The sequence below is a fragment of the Nonomuraea sp. NPDC049709 genome (assembly GCF_040674815.1).
Taxonomy (GTDB): domain Bacteria; phylum Actinomycetota; class Actinomycetes; order Streptosporangiales; family Streptosporangiaceae; genus Nonomuraea.
Window position 1 is genome coordinate 35,858 of the sequence record NZ_JBFANM010000055.1, and the last position, 21,666, is coordinate 57,523.

The 21,666-nt window shown below is 71.1% G+C and carries 21 protein-coding genes; 12 read left to right on the plus strand and 9 right to left on the minus strand.

From position 1 onward, the window contains the following. The first annotated feature begins 192 nt into the window (after positions 1 to 192). Complete coding sequence (locus tag AB0J69_RS41665; protein ID WP_364129716.1) at positions 193 to 1,476, plus strand: hypothetical protein; 1,284 nt, start codon at positions 193 to 195, stop codon at positions 1,474 to 1,476. Between the two features lie 239 nt (positions 1,477 to 1,715). Here the strand turns inward: AB0J69_RS41665 and AB0J69_RS41670 are convergent, their stop codons facing one another. Beyond that, positions 1,716 to 2,009: a WhiB family transcriptional regulator gene (locus AB0J69_RS41670; RefSeq protein WP_364129718.1), complete on the minus strand. Its 294-nt coding sequence runs from the start codon at positions 2,007 to 2,009 to the stop codon at positions 1,716 to 1,718. Positions 2,010 to 2,437: 428 nt separating this feature from the next. On the opposite strand from AB0J69_RS41670, the gene AB0J69_RS41675 reads away from it, so the two are divergent. The 3 genes from AB0J69_RS41675 (at position 2,438) to AB0J69_RS41685 (ending at position 4,805) form a co-directional block, all read left to right on the plus strand. Then, positions 2,438 to 2,674, plus strand: a complete 237-nt coding sequence (locus tag AB0J69_RS41675) for a hypothetical protein (protein WP_364129720.1) — start codon at positions 2,438 to 2,440, stop codon at positions 2,672 to 2,674. A 219-nt stretch (positions 2,675 to 2,893) separates the two neighbouring features. Further along, positions 2,894 to 3,685, plus strand: a complete 792-nt coding sequence (locus tag AB0J69_RS41680; RefSeq protein ID WP_364129723.1) for a BTAD domain-containing putative transcriptional regulator — start codon at positions 2,894 to 2,896, stop codon at positions 3,683 to 3,685. Between the two features lie 10 nt (positions 3,686 to 3,695). Then, a complete protein-coding gene (locus tag AB0J69_RS41685) occupies positions 3,696 to 4,805 on the plus strand; it encodes a DegT/DnrJ/EryC1/StrS family aminotransferase (RefSeq protein ID WP_364129726.1) in 1,110 nt (369 codons plus the stop codon). A gap of 22 nt (positions 4,806 to 4,827) precedes the next feature. Here AB0J69_RS41685 and AB0J69_RS41690 read toward each other — a convergent pair whose 3' ends face one another. The 3 genes from AB0J69_RS41690 to AB0J69_RS41700 are packed head-to-tail and all read right to left on the minus strand — an operon-like array spanning position 4,828 to position 7,546. Then, complete coding sequence (locus AB0J69_RS41690; protein WP_364129728.1) at positions 4,828 to 5,772, minus strand: NAD-dependent epimerase/dehydratase family protein; 945 nt, start codon at positions 5,770 to 5,772, stop codon at positions 4,828 to 4,830. Then, entirely contained in the window at positions 5,769 to 6,374 is a 606-nt protein-coding gene (locus AB0J69_RS41695; protein WP_364129730.1) for a dTDP-4-dehydrorhamnose 3,5-epimerase family protein, read from the minus strand. The genes AB0J69_RS41690 and AB0J69_RS41695 overlap by 4 nt, the downstream gene beginning before the upstream one ends. Continuing rightward, positions 6,371 to 7,546 (minus strand): acyl-CoA dehydrogenase family protein, encoded by a 1,176-nt coding sequence (locus tag AB0J69_RS41700; protein WP_364129732.1) that lies wholly within the window; start codon positions 7,544 to 7,546, stop codon positions 6,371 to 6,373. Before AB0J69_RS41700 ends, AB0J69_RS41695 begins: the two co-directional genes overlap by 4 nt. 180 nt (positions 7,547 to 7,726) lie before the next feature. Between AB0J69_RS41700 and AB0J69_RS41705 the strand changes: the two genes are divergently transcribed. Continuing rightward, on the plus strand, positions 7,727 to 8,506 hold the full coding sequence (locus AB0J69_RS41705) for a cyclase family protein (protein ID WP_364129735.1): 780 nt from the start codon (positions 7,727 to 7,729) through the stop codon (positions 8,504 to 8,506). 14 nt (positions 8,507 to 8,520) lie between these two features. After that, positions 8,521 to 9,738 carry a class I SAM-dependent methyltransferase gene (locus tag AB0J69_RS41710; RefSeq protein WP_364129737.1) on the plus strand — a complete coding sequence of 406 codons (1,218 nt, stop codon included), beginning with the start codon at positions 8,521 to 8,523 and terminating at the stop codon, positions 9,736 to 9,738. A gap of 83 nt (positions 9,739 to 9,821) precedes the next feature. On the opposite strand, the gene AB0J69_RS41715 is transcribed toward AB0J69_RS41710, so the two are convergent. Genes AB0J69_RS41715 through AB0J69_RS41725 form a run of 3 tightly spaced genes read right to left on the minus strand, consistent with a single transcriptional unit; the run spans position 9,822 to position 13,290 of the window. After that, positions 9,822 to 11,288 (minus strand): FAD-binding protein, encoded by a 1,467-nt coding sequence (locus AB0J69_RS41715; protein ID WP_364129739.1) that lies wholly within the window; start codon positions 11,286 to 11,288, stop codon positions 9,822 to 9,824. An 8-nt stretch (positions 11,289 to 11,296) separates the two neighbouring features. Continuing rightward, positions 11,297 to 12,226, minus strand: coding sequence for a dTDP-glucose 4,6-dehydratase (rfbB, locus tag AB0J69_RS41720; RefSeq protein ID WP_364129741.1), 930 nt, complete (start codon positions 12,224 to 12,226; stop codon positions 11,297 to 11,299). Beyond that, positions 12,223 to 13,290, minus strand: a complete 1,068-nt coding sequence (locus tag AB0J69_RS41725; protein ID WP_364129743.1) for a glucose-1-phosphate thymidylyltransferase — start codon at positions 13,288 to 13,290, stop codon at positions 12,223 to 12,225. Before AB0J69_RS41725 ends, rfbB begins: the two co-directional genes overlap by 4 nt. Before the next feature lie 145 nt (positions 13,291 to 13,435). Between AB0J69_RS41725 and AB0J69_RS41730 the strand changes: the two genes are divergently transcribed. Next, complete coding sequence (locus tag AB0J69_RS41730) at positions 13,436 to 14,404, plus strand: YafY family protein (RefSeq protein ID WP_364129746.1); 969 nt, start codon at positions 13,436 to 13,438, stop codon at positions 14,402 to 14,404. On the opposite strand, the gene rdmE is transcribed toward AB0J69_RS41730, so the two are convergent. After that, a complete protein-coding gene (gene rdmE, locus AB0J69_RS41735; RefSeq protein WP_364129748.1) occupies positions 14,370 to 15,965 on the minus strand; it encodes an aklavinone 12-hydroxylase RdmE in 1,596 nt (531 codons plus the stop codon). The two genes, AB0J69_RS41730 and rdmE, sit on opposite strands and share 35 nt — an antisense overlap. A gap of 135 nt (positions 15,966 to 16,100) precedes the next feature. Between rdmE and AB0J69_RS41740 the strand changes: the two genes are divergently transcribed. Next, the gene (locus AB0J69_RS41740) at positions 16,101 to 17,081 is read left to right on the plus strand and encodes an ATP-binding cassette domain-containing protein (RefSeq protein ID WP_364129751.1); all 981 of its coding nucleotides are present in this window, start codon (positions 16,101 to 16,103) and stop codon (positions 17,079 to 17,081) included. After that, positions 17,078 to 17,911, plus strand: a complete 834-nt coding sequence (locus AB0J69_RS41745) for an ABC transporter permease (protein WP_364129754.1) — start codon at positions 17,078 to 17,080, stop codon at positions 17,909 to 17,911. Before AB0J69_RS41740 ends, AB0J69_RS41745 begins: the two co-directional genes overlap by 4 nt. Before the next feature lie 5 nt (positions 17,912 to 17,916). Here the strand turns inward: AB0J69_RS41745 and AB0J69_RS41750 are convergent, their stop codons facing one another. Next, a complete protein-coding gene (locus AB0J69_RS41750) occupies positions 17,917 to 18,531 on the minus strand; it encodes a TetR/AcrR family transcriptional regulator (RefSeq protein WP_364129757.1) in 615 nt (204 codons plus the stop codon). 140 nt (positions 18,532 to 18,671) lie between these two features. Here AB0J69_RS41750 and AB0J69_RS41755 point away from each other — a divergent pair, with 140 nt between their 5' ends. The 3 genes from AB0J69_RS41755 (at position 18,672) to AB0J69_RS41765 (ending at position 21,659) form a co-directional block, all read left to right on the plus strand. Then, positions 18,672 to 19,403, plus strand: a complete 732-nt coding sequence (locus AB0J69_RS41755) for an LmbU family transcriptional regulator (protein WP_364129759.1) — start codon at positions 18,672 to 18,674, stop codon at positions 19,401 to 19,403. Between the two features lie 169 nt (positions 19,404 to 19,572). Continuing rightward, positions 19,573 to 21,018: an acyl-CoA carboxylase subunit beta gene (locus AB0J69_RS41760; RefSeq protein WP_364129761.1), complete on the plus strand. Its 1,446-nt coding sequence runs from the start codon at positions 19,573 to 19,575 to the stop codon at positions 21,016 to 21,018. An 11-nt stretch (positions 21,019 to 21,029) separates the two neighbouring features. Beyond that, positions 21,030 to 21,659 (plus strand): response regulator transcription factor, encoded by a 630-nt coding sequence (locus AB0J69_RS41765; protein ID WP_364129763.1) that lies wholly within the window; start codon positions 21,030 to 21,032, stop codon positions 21,657 to 21,659. Positions 21,660 to 21,666 lie beyond the last annotated feature (7 nt).

The following is a 21,666-nucleotide window of genomic DNA, read 5'->3' on the forward strand; positions in this document are numbered from 1 at the left end:
TACGACGGGTGCTCCGCGGCCTCCCCGGGACGCGCGGCGGCCCTGCCTGCCGCCCGCGCGCCCCGGAGAATCCGCGGACAGAGCCGTACGCGCGCCATGCCGGCGCGGCTTTCCCACGGCGTGCTGGCCGAGGCTGATGCGAACCGGTAGCTTGCTGCGTCGGCGAACGTGTGTGCTGACAGTGGGGATGCGATGCGATTAATCACGGGAACCGTGCTGCTGCTAGCGGCGGTCGGCGGGTGTACGGTCACGCCGATCGAGCCGCTGGACCCCGGCGACTACGTCACGTCGAGGCCGCCGGTCGACCTCCGATCCATCGACCCGCCCACCCGCTTCGACGACGCCGCCGCCGGGCCGCTGGAGGTCTCCACGGACGCGGACGAGGTGCTGCTGCACGGCACCACAGCGATCGTCCCGATCCACGGCAGCAAACCGACCGCGTCCTCCGGAGAGGAGATCCGCCTGGTCGACACCCGCACCAACAAGGTGCGGGAGGTGATCAAGCCGGCCCACCCGCAGCCGAGATCCGTCACGGTGATCGCGCTGCCGACGCTCACGTCCGTCCAGGGCCGGCCGACCGTGCTCGCGGCGTTCCTCGGCGAGGCGCCGGGGCAGGGCACCACCCCGGGCCGCCCGCTGGTCGAGGTCGTGTCGATCGACCCGGAGAACGGGAAGACCGACTGGCGCGCCGAGATCCCCGTCAAGGGGTGGACGGGGACGGGCTCTCCGAGCGACGTCGAGGTCTCGTTCGCGGGCGTGGCCGACGGGGTGGGGATCGTCCGGATCGTGGACCCGTCACTGTCGGCTCGGCGCGGCGACACGTACGCGCTGGACCTGAGGAGCCGCAAGGTGCGGTGGAGCAGGCGCGGGTTCGAGGCCCGGGCCGTGGCGGCGGGGGTGGTGACGGGCCGGCAGCCCGGAACCGGGCGGACGCCGAAGATCGAGGTCCGCGGGATCGACGCCCGGACCGGCCGGCCGCGATGGGCCTCGCCCCGCGACGCCTTCTCGGTCGAGGTGTTCCCGGCCGGCCCGTCCAAGGCAGTCGTCCGGGGACGCACCGACCCGGACGGGAAGCCGTACGTCGACGTGGTGGAGATCGCGACGGGACGGGTGGTGGCCGCCACCAAGGGGAAGCCCGGCAAGCCGGTCCCCCATCCGTCGAACTGCCGGTACGACGAGCAGGCCATCACCGTCTGCTCGGGCGGTGACTGGGTCGGCGCGCTCGACGCGCGGACCGGCGCGTGGCTGTGGTCGATCACGAAGAGCGGCGGGCGCCTGGTTCCGTACGTGACCGGAGCCTGGCACGGGGTCGTCTACGGAAGGACCGACAACGGGCCCGTCGTCCTCGACGGCAGGACCGGAAGGGACCGGGAGACCCGACCGGGAGTCGCACCGTCAGTGGTGAACAGCTCCATGGCGATCGGCCCATGGCCCGGCGGGGGTCTCGGGTCGAGCAGCTACCCGGTGATCGGCTGAGACAGTCCTCGCCATCGCCCTGCTGGAGAACGGCGAGGGCGTTGTGGAGCGCCTGCCGCCGGGGTCCGGCCTGGGGCGACGTGTCGTGCGGAACCCTTCGAGCCGACCGGTGCGCCGGCTGCCGGCTCGCGAACCGGTCGGTCTGTGCGGGCTTCTCCGGGGCGTCCGCGGATGCGGCGGGGATCTCTCGTAGGGCGCGGTAATCGGTGGCCGGCCAGGCCGGCGCCTTCGCCGGGAGGTCATGCTGGGGTTTTGAGGTGACGGGCGCGTAAGCTGCGGCGTTCGTCGGGGGTGGTGCCGCCCCAGACGCCGTCGGGTTCGCCGGTTCGCAGGGCCCAGTCGAGGCAGGCCGCTCGTACGGGGCACGCATGGCAGATGCGGCGCGCCTGGTCGAGGGTCTCGGTTGCCAGGCCGTCCCAGGTGAAGGGGAAGAACAGGCCGGGGTCGGCGTCCTTGCAGGCGGCGCGGGTCGCCCAGTACAGATGCGGTCGTGGCTCGTGGAGCTGGTCGGTCTGGTCAAGGTGGATGGTCATGATCACCGCCTGGTGGATGATGAGGAGCGGGTGCGCGGTCGGGGTGACGGGCTGCGGGGGATCGTTGGTGGTTGATCTCCCTGCGACGACACGTCTACGGTCGCGTGTGCGGGTCCCCCTTCGCATCCGGGAACCCCCAGCCACTCACCGGGGTGGCCGCCTGGCCACGGGGTTTCGGCCCGCCGGCGGGAACGCCGGACGGATGCCGGGGGTCGGCGCCGGGCGCCTACGGCTGTGCGATACGGGTGAGGGCGCCGCCCGCCCCGAAGGGGACGCGGTCATGCCCGAGCGCGTCGGCTCCAGCCGGGCCGCGGAACCGGCGGTGATGCGCTTCGACGACGTGAACGAGTACCTGAGCGGGATGATCAGTGGCGTGCACACCGCCTACGACGTGGGCGTGCCCGGGGGCCGGGCGGATGGCCGCGGACATGGTGTTGAAGATCCCGGAGGGGGCGGGCCCGCCGGTCAGGCTGGTGGAGCTGTTGCGGGCCGCCGCGGACCATCCCGCCGAGGCGTTGCTGATCCGGCCCGACGGGTACGTGGCGTGGGCCTCCGAGGCCGCCGGACACCCGCTGCGCGACGCGCTCGAACGCTGGTTCGGCCCGAGCACCCAAAGTGACAGCGCTCAAAGCGACAGCGCCCAAAGCGACAGCGCTCAAACGTGACAGCAGGCCATCATCGCGGCCTCGCCGGTTCGCGCCATTTCCGATGACACCTGATCAGCGCCGAAGTTCTTTTTCCTGTCACAAACCATGAATCCTGCACGTCTTCGGCCCGCTGAATTCATGACAACGCATGTGGGGCGCACTTTTGTGCCCTGCACATCCTTGACATCGTGGAGACGGTCAGCTCGAAGAAAAGCATGTTGAGGGGACGCCGTCTCTATGGAGATCAAGGTTCTGGGCCCGCTGGTCGCACGTGAGAACGGAATGTCGATCACTCCCATCCCCCGCAAGCCCCGGCAGGTGTTCTCCCTGCTGGCGTTGCAGGCAGGCAACATGGTGACGGTGCCGGCCTTCATCGAGGAGCTGTGGGGGATGCATCCACCCGCCAGCGCCCTGTCGACGTTGCAGACGTACATCCTGCAGGTGCGCCGCGGGATCGCAGCCGCGCTGGGCGCGAACTGCACCGACTCGGCCAAGGACGTCCTGAGCACCTCCTACGGGGGCTACCTGCTGGACATCGACCCGGCCGACGTCGACGTCAACCGCTACGAGCACCTGGTAGCCGCGGGCAAGCACGCCTTCGAGGCCGGCCAGTGGGAATCGGCCTCCGCGCTGTTCAACGAGGCGCTGGACATGTGGCGCGGCGAGGCGCTCGTCGACGTGCACGCCGGCCTGCGGATCGGGGTCGAGGTGGCCCGCCTGGAGGAGAGCAAGCTCGGCGTGCTGGAGGCGCGCATCGAGAGCGACCTGCGGCTGGGCCGGCACGTCGGCCTGCTGGCGGAGCTGTCGGCGCTGACCGCGCGCTACCCGATGCACGAGAACTTCTGGGCCCAGTTCATGATCGCGCTGCATCGGGCGGGCCGGAAGAGCCAGGCACTGGAGAACTTCGTCAAGCTCCGCACGACGCTCGTGAACGAGCTCGGCGTCGAGCCGTCGGCTCGCCTCCAGCACCTGCAGCAGGCGCTTTTACGTTCCGACCCGAAGCTGGACGCCGGCCGGGTCTACGTATGAGGAGGGGGTCGTGCCGACCTATGTGTGGAATTACCTGACGGAATACCAGCAGGAGCGCGCCGACATTCTCGACGCGGTCGAGACGGTCTTCGAATCCGGCCAGCTGGTGCTGGGCAACAGCGTCGCCTCGTTCGAAGCGGAGTTCGCCGGATATCACGGCGTCCCGCACTGCGTGGGCGTCGACAACGGCACCAACGCGATCGTGCTCGGCCTCCAGGCGCTCGGCATCGGCCCGGGCGACGAGGTGATCACCGTGTCGAACACGGCGGCGCCCACGGTGGTGGCGATCGACGCGGTCGGCGCGACGCCGGTCTTCGTCGACGTCAGGGCCGAGGACTACCTGATGGACACCACGCGGATCGAGGCCGCGATCACGTCGCGTACCCGCTGCCTGCTCCCGGTGCACCTGTACGGCCAGTGCGTCGAGATGGCGCCGCTGCTGGAGCTGGCCGGGGAGCACGGGCTGCGGGTGCTGGAGGACTGCGCGCAGGCCCACGGCGCCCGCCATCACGGGCGGCTGGCCGGCACGATGGGCGACGCCGCGGCCTTCTCCTTCTACCCGACCAAGGTGCTCGGCGCGTACGGCGACGGCGGCGCCACGATCAGCTCCGACCCCCGCGTCGAGGCGAACCTGCGCCGGCTGCGCTACTACGGCATGGAGGAGCGCTACTACGTGGTCGATACGCCGGGGCACAACAGCCGGCTCGACGAGGTGCAGGCGGAGATCCTGCGCAGGAAGTTGCGCCGCCTCGACGCGTACATCGAGGGCCGCCGCGCCGTCGCCCGCCGCTACCAGGAGGGGCTGGGCGACATTTCCGACCTGGTGCTGCCCTCGCTCGCGGCCGGCAACGACCACGTCTACTACGTGTACGTCGCCAGGCACCCCGAGCGCGACCGGATCATCGAGGCGCTCAAGGCCTACGACATCCACCTCAACGTCAGCTACCGGTGGCCGGTGCACACGATGACCGGCTTCGCCCACCTCGGCTACGAGAAGGGGGCGCTGCCGGTGACCGAGCGGCTGGCCGACGAGATCTTCTCGCTGCCGATGTACCCGTCGCTGCCGGCGGAGACCCAGGACAAGGTGATCTCCGCGGTGCGTTCCGTACTGGACGTCTGATTGACGGGAGCGGGGGCGGCGCTCAGGCCGTCCCCGCTCCCGTGGAGGCGGACGTGGAGGCGGACCACATGGCGTGCACGGACTCGCGCAGGCCGATGCGCGGCTCCCACGACAGGGCGCGCCGGGCCAGGCCGATGTCGAGCTGGGTCCAGTCGCCGCCCTTGCTGCGGACCTCCCGGTCCAGCTGCTTGATCCGGTCGCGGGGGAAGCGGGAGGCCTCGATGAGCCACCCGACCAGCGAGCTGATCGGCACCGCCTCGCCCCGGCCGATGTTGATGACCCGGCTGTCCAGGGGCGCCGTGGCGGCCCGGACGATCGCGGCGGCCACGTCGCGTACGTCGATGAAGTCCCGCCGGGCGTCGGCGACGCTCAGCTCCAGCACCTCGCCGGCCGCCAGCGTGCGCTTGATGCGCAGTGTCAGGGCCGCCAGGAAGCTCTCCTGCGGCGGGTAGGGCCCCGACATGTTGGCCGCCCGCAGCACCACCGCGTCGATCCCGCGCTCGTCGGCGGCCGCCAGCACGGCCTGCGACGTCGCCAGCTTGGCCTGCGCGTACGGCGTGACGGGGCGGGGGACGACGTCCTCGCGCAGCAGCGTGCCGTGCGGGACGGGGCCGTACTCGTGCACCGAGCCGACGTGCACCAGCCGCGGCCGGTGCGCCACCAGGGCGAGTCCCTCCAGCAGCCGGTCGACCAGCCGGAGGTGCGAGTACGTCATCTCCTCGGGCGTGTCGCCCCACCCGCCCGCCGTGTTGACCACGGCATCGGCCCTCGGCGTGCCGAACAGCTCGGCCAGGCGCCGGGGGTCGGCCGCGGTGATGTCGAGGGCGGTGAACGGGGTGCCCGCCAGGTGCGGCGCGGCCGACCTGGCCACGGCCAGCACGTCCCAGCCGTCGGCGGCGAAGGCCGCGCACACCTGCCTGCCGACGCTGCCGGTGCCGCCCAGCACCACGACGCGCGGTGAGGTCATACCCACAGCGCCCGCTCCACCGCTCGGGAGGTCTCGTAGCTGGGCAGCAGCCCGGCCACGCGCGCCTCCTCCAGCGTCGGCGCCACCCGGTCGCGGTCCGACAGGAGCGGCTCGCCCCACTCGGACGGGATCGGCAGCCCCAGCGCCGGATCCAGCGCCGACAGCGCCAGCTCGTTGGCCGGGGTGTACTCCTCGGAGAGCATGTACGCCATCACGGTGTCGTCGTCCAGGGCGATGAAGGCGTGCCCCACGCCGACGGGGAGGTAGGCGCACTGGAACTCGTGCGGGTCCAGCAGCACGGCCTCCCATCTGCCGTACGTCGGCGAGCCCTCGCGGACGTCGACGACGATGTCGAGCGAGCGCCCCTTCGGGCAGTAGACGTATTTGGCGGTCCCCGGCGGGGTGACCGTGTAGTGGATGCCGCGCACCACACCCAGGCGCGACCTGCTGTGATTCGTCTGCCGTACCGGGAACAGGGGGTGCCCGACGGCCGCCTCGAACGCGGTGTGCTGGAACGGCGAGACGAACAGGCCGCGCTCGTCGGGGAAGATGTCGGGCACGAACTCGTAGGCGCCTTCGACGGCCAGCTCGCGGGCCTTCATCGCAGGGCCTGCCCGCTGAGGTAGTCGACGCCGCCGGCGTAGTTGTAGGGGTGCATGAACCCGCCGGCCCGGACGTCCCTGTACAGCCGCGACAGGGGATGGGAGCCGGTGTAGGCGGCCCCGCCCACCACGCTCAGGCAGTCGTCCACGACGTCCACCGCGTGCCGGTTGACCAGCAGCTTGGCGTACTGGAACGGCGTCATCATGGCCCGCCCGCGCTCGGCCGGATCGCCGCTGTGGTCCTCGGCCAGCCGGTCGGCGTTGTCCAGCGCGGCGGCGACCGCGCAGCGCAGCGCGTAGAGCCTGATGTCGATCTCCGCGATCTTCGTCAGCACGGCGGGCGCCGCCCGGCCCCGCTTGCGCACGTGCGCGACGGTCAGCTCCCGCGCGGCTTCGGCCAGCGCGGTGTAGATCCCGAGCATCGTGATCGAGCTGACCGTCTGGCCGGCCAGCGCCGCGTCGTCCGGCTCGCCGAGCGCCCCGCGCGGCAGCACGTGGCTCTCGGGCACGGGGACGGCGTCGAAGGTGATGTCGACGCTGCCGGACGAGCGCATGCCCATCCCGTCCCAGTTGTCCTCCACGGTCAGGCCGGCGCTGTCACGGGGCACCACGGGGGCCGCCATGCGTACCGGATCGCCGTTCTCGCGCACCTGCGCGGAGATCACGAAGTGGGTGGCGATCGGCGCCATGCTGACCAGCGTCTTGCGCCCGGTCAGCGTGTAGCCGTCGCCGTCGGCCTTGGTCAGCGTGGTCGGCTGCCCGACGTCCTTGACCGCGCCGCACACCACCGCCTCGCCCGCGGCCATCTGCCGCAGCAGGTCGTCGGCCAGCGCGCGGGACCGCGGCGGGCCGTGCCGCCATTCGTAGGTCAGCGTCAGACCCCGGCTGAACTGCATGTGCAGGGCCAGCGCCACCCCGGCGTCGGCCTTGGCCACCTCGCCGAGCGCGACGGCGACGTCGTGCATGGAGGTGACGCCCAGCCCGCCGTGCCCGGCCGGTACGGTGGCGCCGAGCACGCCGTCCTTGCCCAGCTGGGCGAACAGGTGCGCGGGCAGCTGCGCCGCGCGGTCGTGCGCCTCCGCCTCGCGCTCCAGCACCGGCAGGTGCGGTCGCAGCAGGGCGAGGAGCCGGCGTCCCTCGGGGGTCACGGGCGCTCGCAGATCAGGTGCCATGGTCGCTCCGTAGGCTCGTCGGGTAGGTCGGGTGAACCGTCGGGATCAGCCTGGGCGATGGCGCTGGAGAAGCGCTTTCGAGTGTTTGGTCCACCGGCGCTCCAACCACACTCCAGCGGCAACCGCTGTGCTCGAAGACGACGAATCGAGTGGGCGGATCGAGTGGGCGGGAGGCAGCCGGTGCGGTTGGTCGACATCAGCAGCTCTGTGGACGCGTCAGCGTGGGAGCCCGACCCGATCGGGCACGAGATCCTCACCCCGGCCCAGGGGGCCGCGCACATGGCCGAGGAGATGCGGGAGCACTTCGGGGTGGTGTTCGATCCGGCCGAGCTGCCCGACGGGGAGTTCCTGTCGCTGGATCGCCTCTCTCTCACCTCGCACACCGGCACCCATGTGGACGCGCCGTCGCACTACGGCTCGCGCGCCCGCTACGGCGACGGCCGGCCGCGGGACATCCACGAGCTGCCCCTGGAGTGGTTCTACGGCCCGGGGCTGCTGCTCGACCTGACCGGCTGCGAGGGGTCCGTCGCGGGCGCGGCCGACGTGGAGAAGGCCGTCGAGCGGGCCGGCCGCCGGCCCCGGCCGGGCGACATCGTGCTGCTCAACACCGGCGCGTCGGCCTGGGCGGGGACGCAGCGGTACTTCACCGACTTCACCGGGCTCGACGGCCCCGCGGTCCACCTCCTGCTCGACCTGGGCGTACGGGTGATCGGGACGGACGCCTTCAGCCTGGACGCGCCGTTCGGCGACGTCATCGCCCGCTACCGGGCCGGCGGCGACCCCTCGGTGTTGTGGCCGGCGCACGTGGCCGGGCGCAGCAGGGAGTACTGCCAGATCGAACGGCTGGCCAACCTGGACGCGCTGGGAGAGCCGTACGGCTTCCAGGTGGTGTGTTTCCCCATCAAGATCACAGGCGCCGGAGCGGGCTGGGCCCGAGCGGTCGCCATCTTCGCGGAGTAGAGCAGGAGCCCGATGTGAGCAAATGTCGTGTCTGTGAAGGTGAAGTCAGGAAGTTCTTCGACTTCGGAAAGCAGCCGCTGTCCGACACCTTCCTCACCGAGCAGGAATCCGGCGAGGCCTACCACTTCCGGCTGGCCGTGGGGCTGTGCACCCGGTGCACCATGGTGCAGCTGCTCGAAGAGGTGCCCAGGGACCGGATGTTCCACCACGACTACCCGTACCACTCCTCCGGATCGCGGCGCATGCGCGAGCACTTCGCCCAGACCGCCCGCGACCTGCTCGCCACCGAGCTGACCGGCGAGGACCCGTTCTGCGTGGAGATCGGGTCCAACGACGGGGTCATGCTCGGCGTGATCAAGGACGCGGGGGTGCGCCACCTGGGCGTGGAACCCTCGGGCGGGGTCGCCGAGCTGGCCAGGAAGGACGGCGTACGCGTACGCACCGACTTCTTCGAGGAGACGACGGCCCGGCTGATCGCCGGCGAGGACGGCCCGGCGGACGTCATCTACGCGGCCAACACCATCTGCCACATCCCCTACCTGGACTCGATCTTCCGCGGGGTGGACGCGCTGCTGCGCCCCGGCGGGGTGTTCGTCTTCGAGGACCCCTACCTGGGCGACATCGTGGAACGCAACACCTTCGACCAGATCTACGACGAGCACTTCTTCCTGTTCACCGCCCGGTCGGTGCGCGGCGTGGCCCACCGGTTCGGCTTCGAGCTGGTGGACGTGCACCGGCTGCCCGTGCACGGCGGCGAGGTGCGCTACACCATCGCCCGCAGGGGCGAGCGGGCGCCGAGCCCGGCCGTCCCGGCGCTGATCGCGGAAGAGACCAGCCGGGGGCTGGCCGAGCTCGGCACGCTGGAGAAGCTCGGCGACGGCATCGACCGCATCTGCGCGGACCTCGTCGCGCTGCTGCGCGACCTGCGCGGGCGGGGGCTCAGCGTCGCGGGATACGGCGCCACCGCCAAGAGCGCGACCGTCACGAACTACGCGGGCATCGGCCCCGACCTGCTGCCGTGCGTCTACGACACGACCCCGGCGAAGATCGGGCGGCTGATGCCCGGCTCGCGCATCCCGATCCGGTCGGCGGAGGAGTTCGGCCGGCCGTACCCGGACTACGCGGTGCTGTTCGCGTGGAACCACACCGAGGAGATCCTGGCCAAGGAGGAGGAGTTCGCCGCCCAGGGCGGCAAGTGGATCGTCTACGTGCCCGAGGTCCGCGTCCTCTAGGGGGGTCCCACACGACATCGCCGGGCGGATCCCGCCCGGCGATGTCTTCTGCTGCGCCGTCTGCTGTGCCGTCTCCTGCCGCGTCAGGGCAGCCGGACCGACAGGGCGTGGCGGAAGGTGTCGCTCGGGTCCCAGCGGGCCTTCACCCGCTGCAGTTCGGCGTAGTTGTCGCGGAAGTACAGCCGGTGCCAGGGGACCCCGCTCCGGTTCAGCTCCGGGTCGGCGAGGTCGGCGTCGGCGTAGTTGACGAACGCGCCGCCGTACCCGCGGTCCGGGTCGGGCACGCCGCCCGCCTCGGCGAACAGCCCGTGGTAGGTCTCGCGGATCCAGCTCAGGTGCAGGTCGTCCTCGCGGGGGTCCCACCAGAACACCGACCCGTACGCCTTGAGCACGGCGTCGCGGTGCGCCATCGCCGTGTCCGCGGGCCCGGCGGCGTTGATCGCCCCGCCGTGGGAGAGCAGGTAGAAGGCGGCCGCCGGGTTCTGGTACCCCGACTCGTCGGTGAGCCGGCGGTAGAGGCCGGCGATCGTCTCCTCCGACCACGACGAGCGCAGGAACGCCGCCTTGGACTTGAAGCGGCCCTTCACTCCGGCGTACTCGTCGGGGACGAGCGCGGCGGCCAGGAACGGGCTGGTCGAGACCTCCGTCTCGGGCTCCGCGCGCACGGCGCGGCGGACCTCGGCGAGGAAGGCGTCGGCCAGGCCGGCGTGGCCGTCCTCGACCGCGCTCTCCAGGGTGACCGGCCCGCCGCCGGCGCGGGGCAGGGTCAGGCTGTTGTCGAGCCGGGCGCCGGGGCTGCCGGGCGCGCTGTTGTGCTCGTGCCAGGCCGAGAACGCGCGCACGAGCCCGACGAAGCCGTCCTCGTCCAGGTCCGCCCACTGCCAGCGGACGGTCTGCTTGGTCACGGCGGCCGGCGGCGCGGGCAGCGACAGCTCGCCGCCCGGCGAGCGGAACAGGAAGCGGGTGACCACGCCGAAGGCGCCGGCGCCGCCCCCGGTGCAGGCCCACCACAGGTCGCGGTGGGGGTCGTCCGGCTCGCGGGTCGCCAGCACGGCGCGGGCCCGCCCCGACTCGTCCACCACGACGACCTCCACCCCGTAGAGGTGGTCGACCGACAGGCCGTGCGCGCGCGAGAGCGCGCCGCCCCCGCCGCCCGGCACGTGCCCGCCGACGCCGATCTCGGGGCAGCGGCCCGCCGGGACGGTCACGCCCCAGCGGAGGAACAGCGTCCGGTACATGGCGCCCAGGGTCGCGCCCGGCTCCACCGAGAACGCCTTCAGCTCCGGGTCGAAACCGACCGCCTTCATCTCCGACAGGTCCAGCACCGTCCGCGTCCCGGGATGGTCGACCAGCGCCTCGAAACAGTGCCCGCCGCTGCGCACGGCCGGCCGCTCGCCCGCCCTGACCGCGTCCTCCACGGCCCGGACCACGTGCTCGGTCTCGCCGGCCAGGACGATCTTCGCGGGGTCGGCCGGGAACCGGGCGTTGATGCCGCGGCCGGCCAGGTCCGGGTAACGGGGATCGGCCTTGTCGACGGTCACGGGGTACATGTCGCTCCTCACAGGTCGGAATGCCAGCCGGGGTGGTCGGCGTACCAGCGGACGGTCTCGGCCAGCCCGGTGTCGAAGCCGACCGCCGGGCGGTAACCCAGCGCGCGCAGCTTGGCGTCGTCCAGGGAGTAGCGCCGGTCGTGGCCCTTGCGGTCCTCGACGTACTCCACCAGCTCCCAGCCGGCGCCGCAGGCGGCCAGCAGGCGTTCGGTCAGCTCCAGGTTGGTCAGCTCCGCCGTGCCGGCGACGTGGTAGACCTCGCCCGGCCGGCCGGCCTCGGCCACCAGCCGGATCGCCGCGCAGTGGTCGCTGACGTGGATCCAGTCCCGCACGTTGCCGCCGTCGCCGTACAGCGGGACCTTGCGGCCCCGCAGCAGGCGGGAGACGAACAGCGGGATCATCTTCTCCGGGTACTGGTACGGCCCGTAGTTGTTGCCGCAGCGGGTGATCGAGACGTCCAGGCCGTGGGTGATCGCGTACGCGCGGGCGAGCAGGTCGCCGCCCGCCTTCGAGGCCGCGTACGGCGACCGGGGCCGCAGCGGCGCGTCCTCGGTCCACGAGCCCTCGTCGATCGAGCCGTAGACCTCGTCGGTGGAGACCTGCACGACCTTCGGCACCCCGGCCTCCAGGCAGGCGTCGAGCAGGGTCTGGGTGCCCAGCACGTTGGTCCGCACGAACACGGCGGCGCCCTCGATCGAGCGGTCCACGTGCGACTCGGCGGCGAAGTTGACCACCAGGTCGTGGCCGGGCACCACCTCTTTCAGCAGCCCGGCGTCGCAGATGTCGCCCTGCGCGAACGTGTACCGCACGCCGTCCAGGTTGGCGAGGTCGCCGGCATAGGTCAGCTTGTCGAGCACGGTGATCTCGGCGTCGGGGAGGGCCCGGGTGAAGTGCGAGCCGATGAACCCGGCGCCGCCCGTGACCAGCACCTTCCTCATGAGCTCAGCTGGACCTTGCTGTGGTCGCCCAGCACGAGCCGGTGGGCGCGGGGGGTGTCGGGCGCGGGGGTGACCTGGACCTCGTGGCCGATCAGCGACGCCTCGACCCTGGACACGCCCGTGATGGAGGCGCGGGGCAGCATGATCGAGTATTCGATCTCGCTGCCCACGATCGCGCAGTCCGGCGAGATCGAGGTGAACGGCCCCACGTAGCTGCCCGACACCAGGGAGCCGGTGCCGATGATCGCCGGGCCGACGACGCGGGAGCGCTCGACGACCGCGCCCGGCTCGACCACGACCCGGCCGATCAGCTCGCTTTCGCCGTCCACCCGCCCGTCCACCCGGCTCTCCAGCGACTCCAGCACCAGCCGGTTGACCTCCAGCATGTCGGTGACGTTGCCGGTGTCCTTCCAGTAGCCGGAGATGGTGAGCGACTCGACCCGCCGGCCCTCCTCGATCAGCCACTGGATGGCGTCGCTGATCTCCAGCTCGCCGCGGGCCGACGGCTTCAGCTCGGCCACCGCCTCGTGCACCTCCGGGGTGAACAGGAAGACGCCGACGAGCGCCAGGTCGCTCTTGGGCTCGCGCGGCTTCTCCTCCAGGTTGACCACCCGGCCGCGGTCGTCGAGCTGGGCGACGCCGAACTGGCGCGGGTCGTTGACCCGGGTGAGCATGATCTGGGCCGAGGGCCGGTCCCTGACGAACCGGGCGACGATGTCGTCGATGCCGCCGACGATGAAGTTGTCGCCGAGGTACATGACGAAGTCGTCGTCACCGAGATAATCGCGGGCTATCAATACGGCGTGGGCGAGCCCGAGCGGCTTGCGCTGCCGTAAATAGGTCACCTCCAGGCCGAATTGCGAACCGTCGCCGACGGCGGCCTCGATTTCGGCATGCGTGTCACCCACGACCATGCCGAGTTCTCGGATGCCCACGTCGGCGAGCGCCTCCAGGCCGTAGAACAGCACGGGTTTGTTGGCCACTGGCACGAGTTGTTTGGCGGAGGTGTGCGTGATGGGGCGCAATCTGGTGCCCGAACCTCCGGCAAGCATGAGTCCCTTCACCCAATAATTATAGAAATCGCCGTTGACCAGGCGTAATGGCGAATATTCACGGGCATGCGTGAAGGAATCATCTTGACGGCAGGCGGCCGGCGTTCCACCGGATTGCGGCCGGATTCTGACCGCAACGCGTGCCACGATGGGGTGCATGGCTAACACGCCACAGCGCATGCTGCGCCTGCTGTCACTGCTCCAGAACAGCCGTTACTGGACGGGGCCCGACCTGTGCGAACGTCTGGAGGTCAGCCCGCGCACGCTGCGCAGGGACATCGACCGGCTGCGCGAGCTCGGCTACCCCGTGCACGCGACGCCGGGGGCGAACGGCGGCTACCGGCTGGAGGCGGGCACGGCCATGCCGCCGCTGCTGCTCGACGGGGAGGAGGCGGTGGCCGTCGCGATCAGCCTGCGCACGGCGGCGGGCGGCTCGGTGGCCGACATCGAGGAGACCTCGGTGCGGGCGCTGGCCAAGCTGGAGCAGGTCCTGCCCGGCCACCTGCGGAGCCGGGTGAACGCGCTGCAGAACTACACCGTCCCGGTGACCGTGGCGGGGCCCGTCGTGGACCCGGAGTGCCTGATGGTGATCGCGCAGGCGTGCCGCGACCGCGAGCGGCTCAGGTTCGCCTACGCCAAGCGCGACGGGAGCGAGAGCAACCGGCTCGTGGAGCCGTACCGGCTGGTCCACGTCGCCAGGAAGTGGTACCTGATGTCGTGGGACCTGCAGCGGGAGGACTGGCGCACGTTCCGGATCGACCGGCTCTCCGCGCCGTACGCCACGGGGGTGCGCTTCAAGGCGCGCGAGCTGCCCGCCGAGGACGTGGCCGCGTACGTGGCGGAGTCCATCACGTCCTCGCTGGCCCGCTACCGCGCGCTGATCACCTTCCACGCGCCGATCACGCAGATCGCCGAGCGCATCAGGCCGCGCGACGGCATCCTCACCGAGGTCGACGACAGCACCTGCATGCTGCGCACCGCCGCCGACTCGCTGCAGTGGCTGGCGCTCACGATCGGCATGTTCGACGTCGAGTTCGAGGTGCACGAGCCGCCGGAGCTGATCGAGTACATCCGGCTGCTGTCGGGCCGGCTCATCCGTGCGGTGTCCGGGCCAGCACCCTGGTGAGCGCGGCGCGGACGGCGGCCTCGGGATCCGGAGCGGGGCCCGTCGCGCGCCAGGCGACCACGCCGTCCGGGCGGACCAGGCTCGCACCGTCGCGGCCGATGCCGTAGAGCCGGGCCACCTTTCCTCCGGGGTCGGAGAGGTCGCGGCCGAGGGCGTGGGCCCGCAGGGTGACGCCGAGGTCGCGGGCCGCCGCCGAGGCCGCCTCGGCCCAGCCGGCGTCGCCGATCAGGACCCAGGCGTCGCCGTACAGCTCCACCGTGGAGAGGCGGACGCCGTCGCGCTCCACCCAGACGTGCGGGGCGCGGAAGCCGGGGCGGCCCGTCGGGCGCAGCGGGTCCTCGACGGGGGCCGGGTCGTCGTCCTCGCTGATCACCGCGCCGGAGCGGTAGCGGAAGCCCATCAGCACCTCGGCGGTGCCGCGGCCGCGCGGCACGCTGTCGGCCAGGTGCGGCGCCATGCGCTCGGCGTAGATGCTCAGCGACTCGTCCACCACGAGCCGGGCCACCTGCCCGCGCTCGTGCCCGTAGCTGTCGAGCAGGCCGTCGCCGGCCTCGCCGCGCAGCACCGCGGCCAGCTTCCACGCCACGTCGAAGCCGTCGCCGACCGCCGTGTTGCCGCCCATGCCGCCCGTCGGGGGAGTGACCTTGGCCGCGTCGCCGGCCAGCAGCACCCTTCCCGCGCGCCACCGGTCGGCGATCAGCGCGGCCATCTCCCAGGTCTGGATGTCCAGCAGCTCCGGCCGCAGACGGGGGGCGTCCACCGCCAGGCGGATCAGCTCGGTGCAGTGTTCCGGGGTGTAGTCCTCGGGGCGCTGGCCCTGTTCGGGGTCGTACTGGACGTAGAACGTGTGCCGGTCCGGGCGGTCGGTCGGGCCGAAGGTGCCGGTGAACTTGGGGTTCTGCAGGTAGTACCAGCCCGTGGAGTCGGGCGGCAGGACCGCCGACAGGTCGGCCTCGAAGATCACGCCGACGAAGTGGGCCAGCGATCCGAGGCCGTGCCGGGGGATGCCCAGCTTCTCCCTGACCATGCTGCGCGGGCCGTCCGCGGCCACCAGGTAGCGGGCGGTGACCGTGCTCTCCTCGCCGGTTGCCGGCGCGCGCAGACGGGCCGTCACATGGTCCTCGGTCTGGGAGAAGTCCGTCAGCTCGGTGCCGAACCGGATGTCGGCGCCGTACCTGGCGGCCTGGGCCAGCAGGATCGGCTCGACCTTGTCCTGGGAGGCCAGCGCCCACGGCATGGGGGTGCAGTCCTCGGTGGCGCCGACCAGCTCCTCGAAGCTCTCGGCGAAGGTGTGCAGCGTCCGGCCGCCCACGGTCTCGGCGACCTTGATGGTGAAGTCGCCCTGCCGGCCACGGATGTCGACCGTCTCGGCCACCTGCTCCGCGACGCCGCCGATGCGCATCAGCTCCATCGTGCGCGGATTCTGCCCGGCCGCCTTGGGATAAATGGACGTGCCGCCGTGCCGTTCGGCGAGCACGACGCGGATTCCCCGGCGGGCCAGGAACATGGCCGCCGACAGGCCGGCCAGCGCGCCGCCGACCACGATTACCTCAAATTCCACGCCGGCCTCCTGACTCGAACGGAATCCCAGGGTCGGATTATTTGGTCGAGTTTCCGCTGAGTATCGCTGGAGAAATCGGCTGCGCCGGACAATGCGGTCAGGAACTGACCGCGCTGCCGGGTTATCGTCGGAAGCATGAGGAATAACGGCACGCCAGCTATAGAAACCGCGGGCCTGCGGAAGAGCTTCGGCGAGACGAAGGCCGTCGACGGGATCGACCTCATGGTCCCGTCCGGTGTCGTCTACGGCGTCCTCGGCCCCAACGGTGCTGGGAAGTCAACGTTAATCCGCATGCTCGCGACGCTGCTCTACCCCGACGGCGGCACCGCCACGATCTTCGGCCACGACGTGGTCCGCGAGTCCGACACCGTACGCCGGCGCATCAGCGTCACGGGGCAGGCCGCCTCGGTCGACGACGCGCTCACCGGCACGGAGAACCTGGTCCTCATGGGCCGGCTCCAGGGCTACGGCTGGCAGCGCGCGAGGGAGCGAGCCGCCGAGCTGATCGGGGCCTTCGAGCTGACCGACGCCGGGGACCGGCTGGTCAGCACCTACTCGGGCGGCATGCGCCGGCGGCTGGACATCGCCGCCAGCATCGTGGTCACCCCCGACCTGCTCTTCCTCGACGAGCCCACGGCCGGGCTGGACCCGCGCAGCCGCAACCAGGTGTGGGACATCGTCAAGGCGCTGCTGGCCTCCGGCACCACGATCCTGCTCACCACTCAATACCTCGAGGAGGCCGACGAGCTCGCCAGCCGCATCGCGGTCATCGACCACGGCAGGGTCATCGCGGAGGGCACCACGGGCGAGCTGAAGTCGTCGGTCGGCTCGATCGCCCTCCAGGTGCAGCTGCGCGAGCCCGAGCTGCGGCCCAGGGCGCAGGAACTGCTCGGGCGCGAGCTCGACGTGCCCGTGCACCTCGAGACCGACCCGGCCCGCCTGTCGGCCAGGGTGGACGACAGCGCACGGGTCATCCCCGCCCTGGGCGCCCTGGCCACGGCGTCGATCGAGACCGTCGAGTTCGCCGTGCGGCAGCCCAGCCTCGACGAGGTGTTCCTCACGCTCACCGGACACAAGGCCGACGACACGCCGGTCAGGGAGGAGAGCAAGGCATGACACAGTCCACCCAGCGAGTCGAGGACCCGGTCAGGGCGGCGGTGTCGGTGCGCGAGCGCCCGCCGCGGGCGAGCGCGCTCTCTGCCACGGTGACCCACCTGTGGCGCGGCGCGATGGCGTTCAAGCACTTCCCGGCCCAGCTCATCGACATGCTGCTGCTGCCGATCATCTTCCTGCTGCTGTTCACCTACATGTTCGGCGGGGCCTTCGCCGGCTCCACCCAGGAATACCTGCAGTTCTTCCTGCCGGGCATCGCCGTGCAGAGCGTCATCCTGATGACCGTCTACACCGGCACCGCGATCAACACCGACATCAACAAGGGCGTCTTCGACCGGTTCAGGACGCTGCCGTTCTGGCAGCCGGCGACCATCGCCGGCAACCTGGTCGGCGACATCGTCCGCTACGTGATCGCCCTCTCGGTGACCGTCGGGCTGGGGCTGCTGCTCGGCTTCAGGCCGGCCGGCGGGATCACGGGCGTGCTCGCGGCCATGGCCGTGCTGATCGTCTTCGGCTTCAGCATCAGCTGGATCTTCGCCGCGATCGGCGTCGTGGCCAGCGTCCCCGAGCGGGTCTCGGGCACCAGCATGATCGTGATCTATCCGCTGGTGTTCACCAGCAACATCTTCGTCCAGCCGGAGACCATGCCGTCGTGGACGCAGACGCTGGTGCAGCTCAACCCGATCAGCCACGCGGCCACGGCGTCACGCACGCTGATGCACGGCACGGCGGGGTTCTGGGACGTCATGTGGGCGCTGATCATCGCGGCGATCACCACGCTGGTGTTCGCGCCGCTGGCGGTGCACCTCTACCGGAACAAGAACGCGCACTGACGCCCTCACCTCCTGGAGATCAGGGCGTCGATGCCGTCCAGGACGCGGGCGAGGGCGAACTCGAAGGAGCGGCACGGATGGCCCGGCTGCCCCGCGTCGTGGCCGGCCATGCCGTGCACCAGGCCGTTGATCAGCGTCAGGACGGCGTCCATCTCCAGGTCGGTCAGGCCGATGCCGTCGATCGCGCGTAGCTCGTGGTCGTACTTGGCCAGCGCGTTCGGACCCAGCGCCGGCCGGCTGGTGGCGACCCGCAGGAGCCAGGGGTGGCGGAGGTGCAGCTCCCGGTTCTCCCTGGCGATCCGGGCCAGGCGGGCCCGCCAGCCGCCCCCGGTCCCGCTCCGGTGCGCCTCGCCGTAGACGAGGTCGAGCATCACGTCGAACAGCTCGGCCTTGCCCGGCACGTACGTGTAGAGCGACATCGTGCCCACGCCCAGGCGCTCGGCGACGCGGCGCATGGACAGGGCGTCCAGGCCCTCCTCGTCCGCCACCTCGATCGCGGCTCGGGCGATGCGGCCGACGCTCAGCTCGGACTTCCCCCTGCGCCCGACCGGCTCGGCCGTGCGCCACAGCAGCGCCAGCGTGCGCGCGGGGTCACCGCTGCCGGTGTACTCGAAAGTCACTCGATCGTCATCGCCTTTACCGCCAGGGACAGAGAAAGCCGCGCCGGACGGGGCGGCCACGGCCGCGCGACCAGCGACTGTCACTGTTCGCATTGACGCGTGCGGATCGTGATATTCGCCTGCGGGCATGTGATGCCGTCATGGGGGTACGGGCCGCGGGGAAACGTGCGGCGACATTCCTCGCTAAGGAGAAACTAACCTCCATGGATTCGAGTTTCAACAATCAGCCGGGGAATCAGGACGGCTTGCCGCGGCCGGCCGGCTCGCCCAATGGCATCGGGCCGGGACGGCGGCCCGGCCGAGGGCCGCTCGGAATGGACGCCGGTATCCAGGCCGGAACCGTCGAGCTGCGCATTCCCACGGGGCTGACCCTCGAATCCTGGGGCCGGATCGGACGGCACCTGAAGCGGATCACCGACTCCTCGGCGTGGTGGCTGGGGGATTGGCTGTTGTACGGGGAACGGACATTCCCCGACCGCTACCGGATGGTGATCGAGGAGACCGCCCTCGACTACCAGACATTGCGCAACTACGCGTGGGTGGCGCGGAAATTCCCGGTGTCCCGTCGACGGGACACGCTGAGCCTCCAGCACCACGCCGAGACGGCTTCCCTGCCGGAGCAGGACCAGGACGACTGGCTGGCCCGAGCGGAAAAGGAAAAATGGTCGGTGAAACGTCTCCGCCGGGAACTCCGGGAACGCCGGAGATTACGCGGGGGCGGCGAGCGGAATCCGGCACAGGTGGTCATCCCGCTGGATTCCGAGCGCGCCGAACGCTGGTCGCAGGCCGCCGAGGCGGCCGAGCTGCCGCTGGTCGACTGGATCGCGACGACCCTGGACGACGCCGCGACGGACGACGCCCCCGACCTCTAATCGGCATCAAATGCCAATCAAATGTGCAGGCAGTGCTACCGCGTATTTCGCCGGTGCCTGAATCGGCGCATTCATGTCGGTTGACATGCCCGAACGTGAATGTTTGTATTGCATTCCTGGAGATCAGAGAAATGCCCGGATAATTCACGGCTGCAATTTGGAGTATGTGATGACCTCAGTCGCGCAGCCGATTCGCGACATCGACGCCCACCGCCGCATCGACATGCTGGTCGACCCGGGCTCCTTTCTGGAATTCGGCAGCCGGGCACGGCACCGGGTCACCGCCTTCGGGATGGAGGCCAAACGGCCCGTCGGCGACGGGGTCGTGACGGGGAACGCGACCGTGGGCGGCCGCCCGATCGGGCTCTTCGCCCAGGACTCGGCCGTGCTCGGCGGCTCTCTGGGAGAGATGCACGCCGCGAAGATCGTGGGCACCCTCCGGCGCGCGGAACGCGCCAGGATCCCGGTGGTGGGGCTGCTCGACTCCGGCGGCGCCCGCATCCAGGAAGGTCTGGCGGCGCTGGACGGCTACGGGGCCATCTTCCGGGCGAACGCCCAGCTCTCCGGCCGGGTGCCGCAGCTCAGCCTGATCCTCGGCAACTGCGCCGGGGGAGCGGTCTACTCGCCCGCGCTGACCGACGTGGTCATCATGCTGCGCGAGAGCGCGCACATGTTCCTCACCGGGCCGCAGGTCGTCAAGGCCGTCACCTTCGAGGACGTCACGCCGGGCGAGCTCGGCGGATCCGAGGTGCACGCGCGTCAGTCGGGCGTGGTCCACCTGGTGGCGGACGACTCCGCGGCGGCGATGGACCTGGCCCGCCAGGTCCTGTCGTACCTGCCGGACTCGTGCTGGTCCGAGGTGCCCATGGGGGAGCCGGTCGGGCCGGGACCCCTTCCCGTGTTACCACGCAACCCGCGCACCGCCTACGACGTCCGCCAGGTGATCGGCGGGATCGTGGACCGCGGCAGCTTCCTCGAACTGCAGGCGCGCTTCGCCCGCAACCTGGTCATCGGGTTCGCCCGCATCGAGGGGCGTTCCGTGGGCATCGTCGCCAACCAGCCGCAGGCCCTGGCCGGCGCCCTGGACATCTCGGCCTCCGAGAAGGGCGCACGATTCGTCCGTCTCTGCGATGCGTTCGGAGTGCCGCTGGTGACCCTGGTGGACACCTCGGGCTTCCTGCCCGGCACCAAGCAGGAGTCGAACGGCGTGATCCGCAAGGGCGCCAAGCTGCTGTACGCCTTCTCCGAGGCGACCGTGCCGCGACTGACCGTGGTGCTGCGCAAGGCGTTCGGCGGGGCGTACATCGTGATGAACTCCAAGTCGCTGGGCGCCGACGCGGTCTTCTGCTGGCCGGGAGCCCAGATGGCCGTCATGGGCGTCGAGGGGGCGGTGGACATCGTCTATCGGCGCGAGCTGGGCCGGGATCCGTCCGCCCGCCAGGACCTGATGGCCTGTTACGAGCGCGAGGTGATGGCTCCCCACCTGCCCGCCGAGCGGCTGTCGGCCGACGAGATCATCGAGCCCGAGCAGACCAGGCCCGTCCTGGCCGCCACGCTGCGTACGCTGGCCAGCGCCGTACGCCCGCGCTTCCGACACGACAACCTCCCGCAGTGAAGGTCACCGACATGTCCGCCAGAAGAGACGACGTGATCCGAGTCATCATCGCCGAAGACATGGACATGCTCCGAGGCGCGCTGGTCGCCCTGCTGGACCTCGAGGCCGACATCGAGGTCGTCGGCGCGGGGCCCGCGAGCAAGGAGATCGTCGCCACGGCCAAGCACCAGAACCCGCAGGTCGCGGTCATCGACGCCGACATCCACGGCAAGGACGGCCTGGAGGCGGCGGTCGAGGTGAAGGAGAACCTGCCCGACTGCGAGACCCTGCTGCTCAGCAGCCTCGCCAAGCTCCCCACCGTGCGCCAGGCGCTGTCGGCGGGGCTGGGCGGGCTGATGCTGACGAAGTCGTCACCCGAGGAGCTGGCCGACGCCATCCGCCGGGTCGCGGCCGGCCACCGGGTCTTCGACACCGACGTCACCCTGGCCGCGTGGGGCTCCATCGGCTGCCCGCTGACCGAGCGCGAGCTGGAGGTCCTCCAGCTCACCGCGGAGGGCGACGAGGCCAAGGAGATCGCCGGCCGCCTCTACCTCTCCCCGGGGACCGTCCGCAACTACCTGACGGTCATCGTGAACAAGCTGAAGGCCCGCAACCGCATCGACGCCATCCGCATCGCCAGGGAATCCGGCTGGATCTACTGACCGGCCG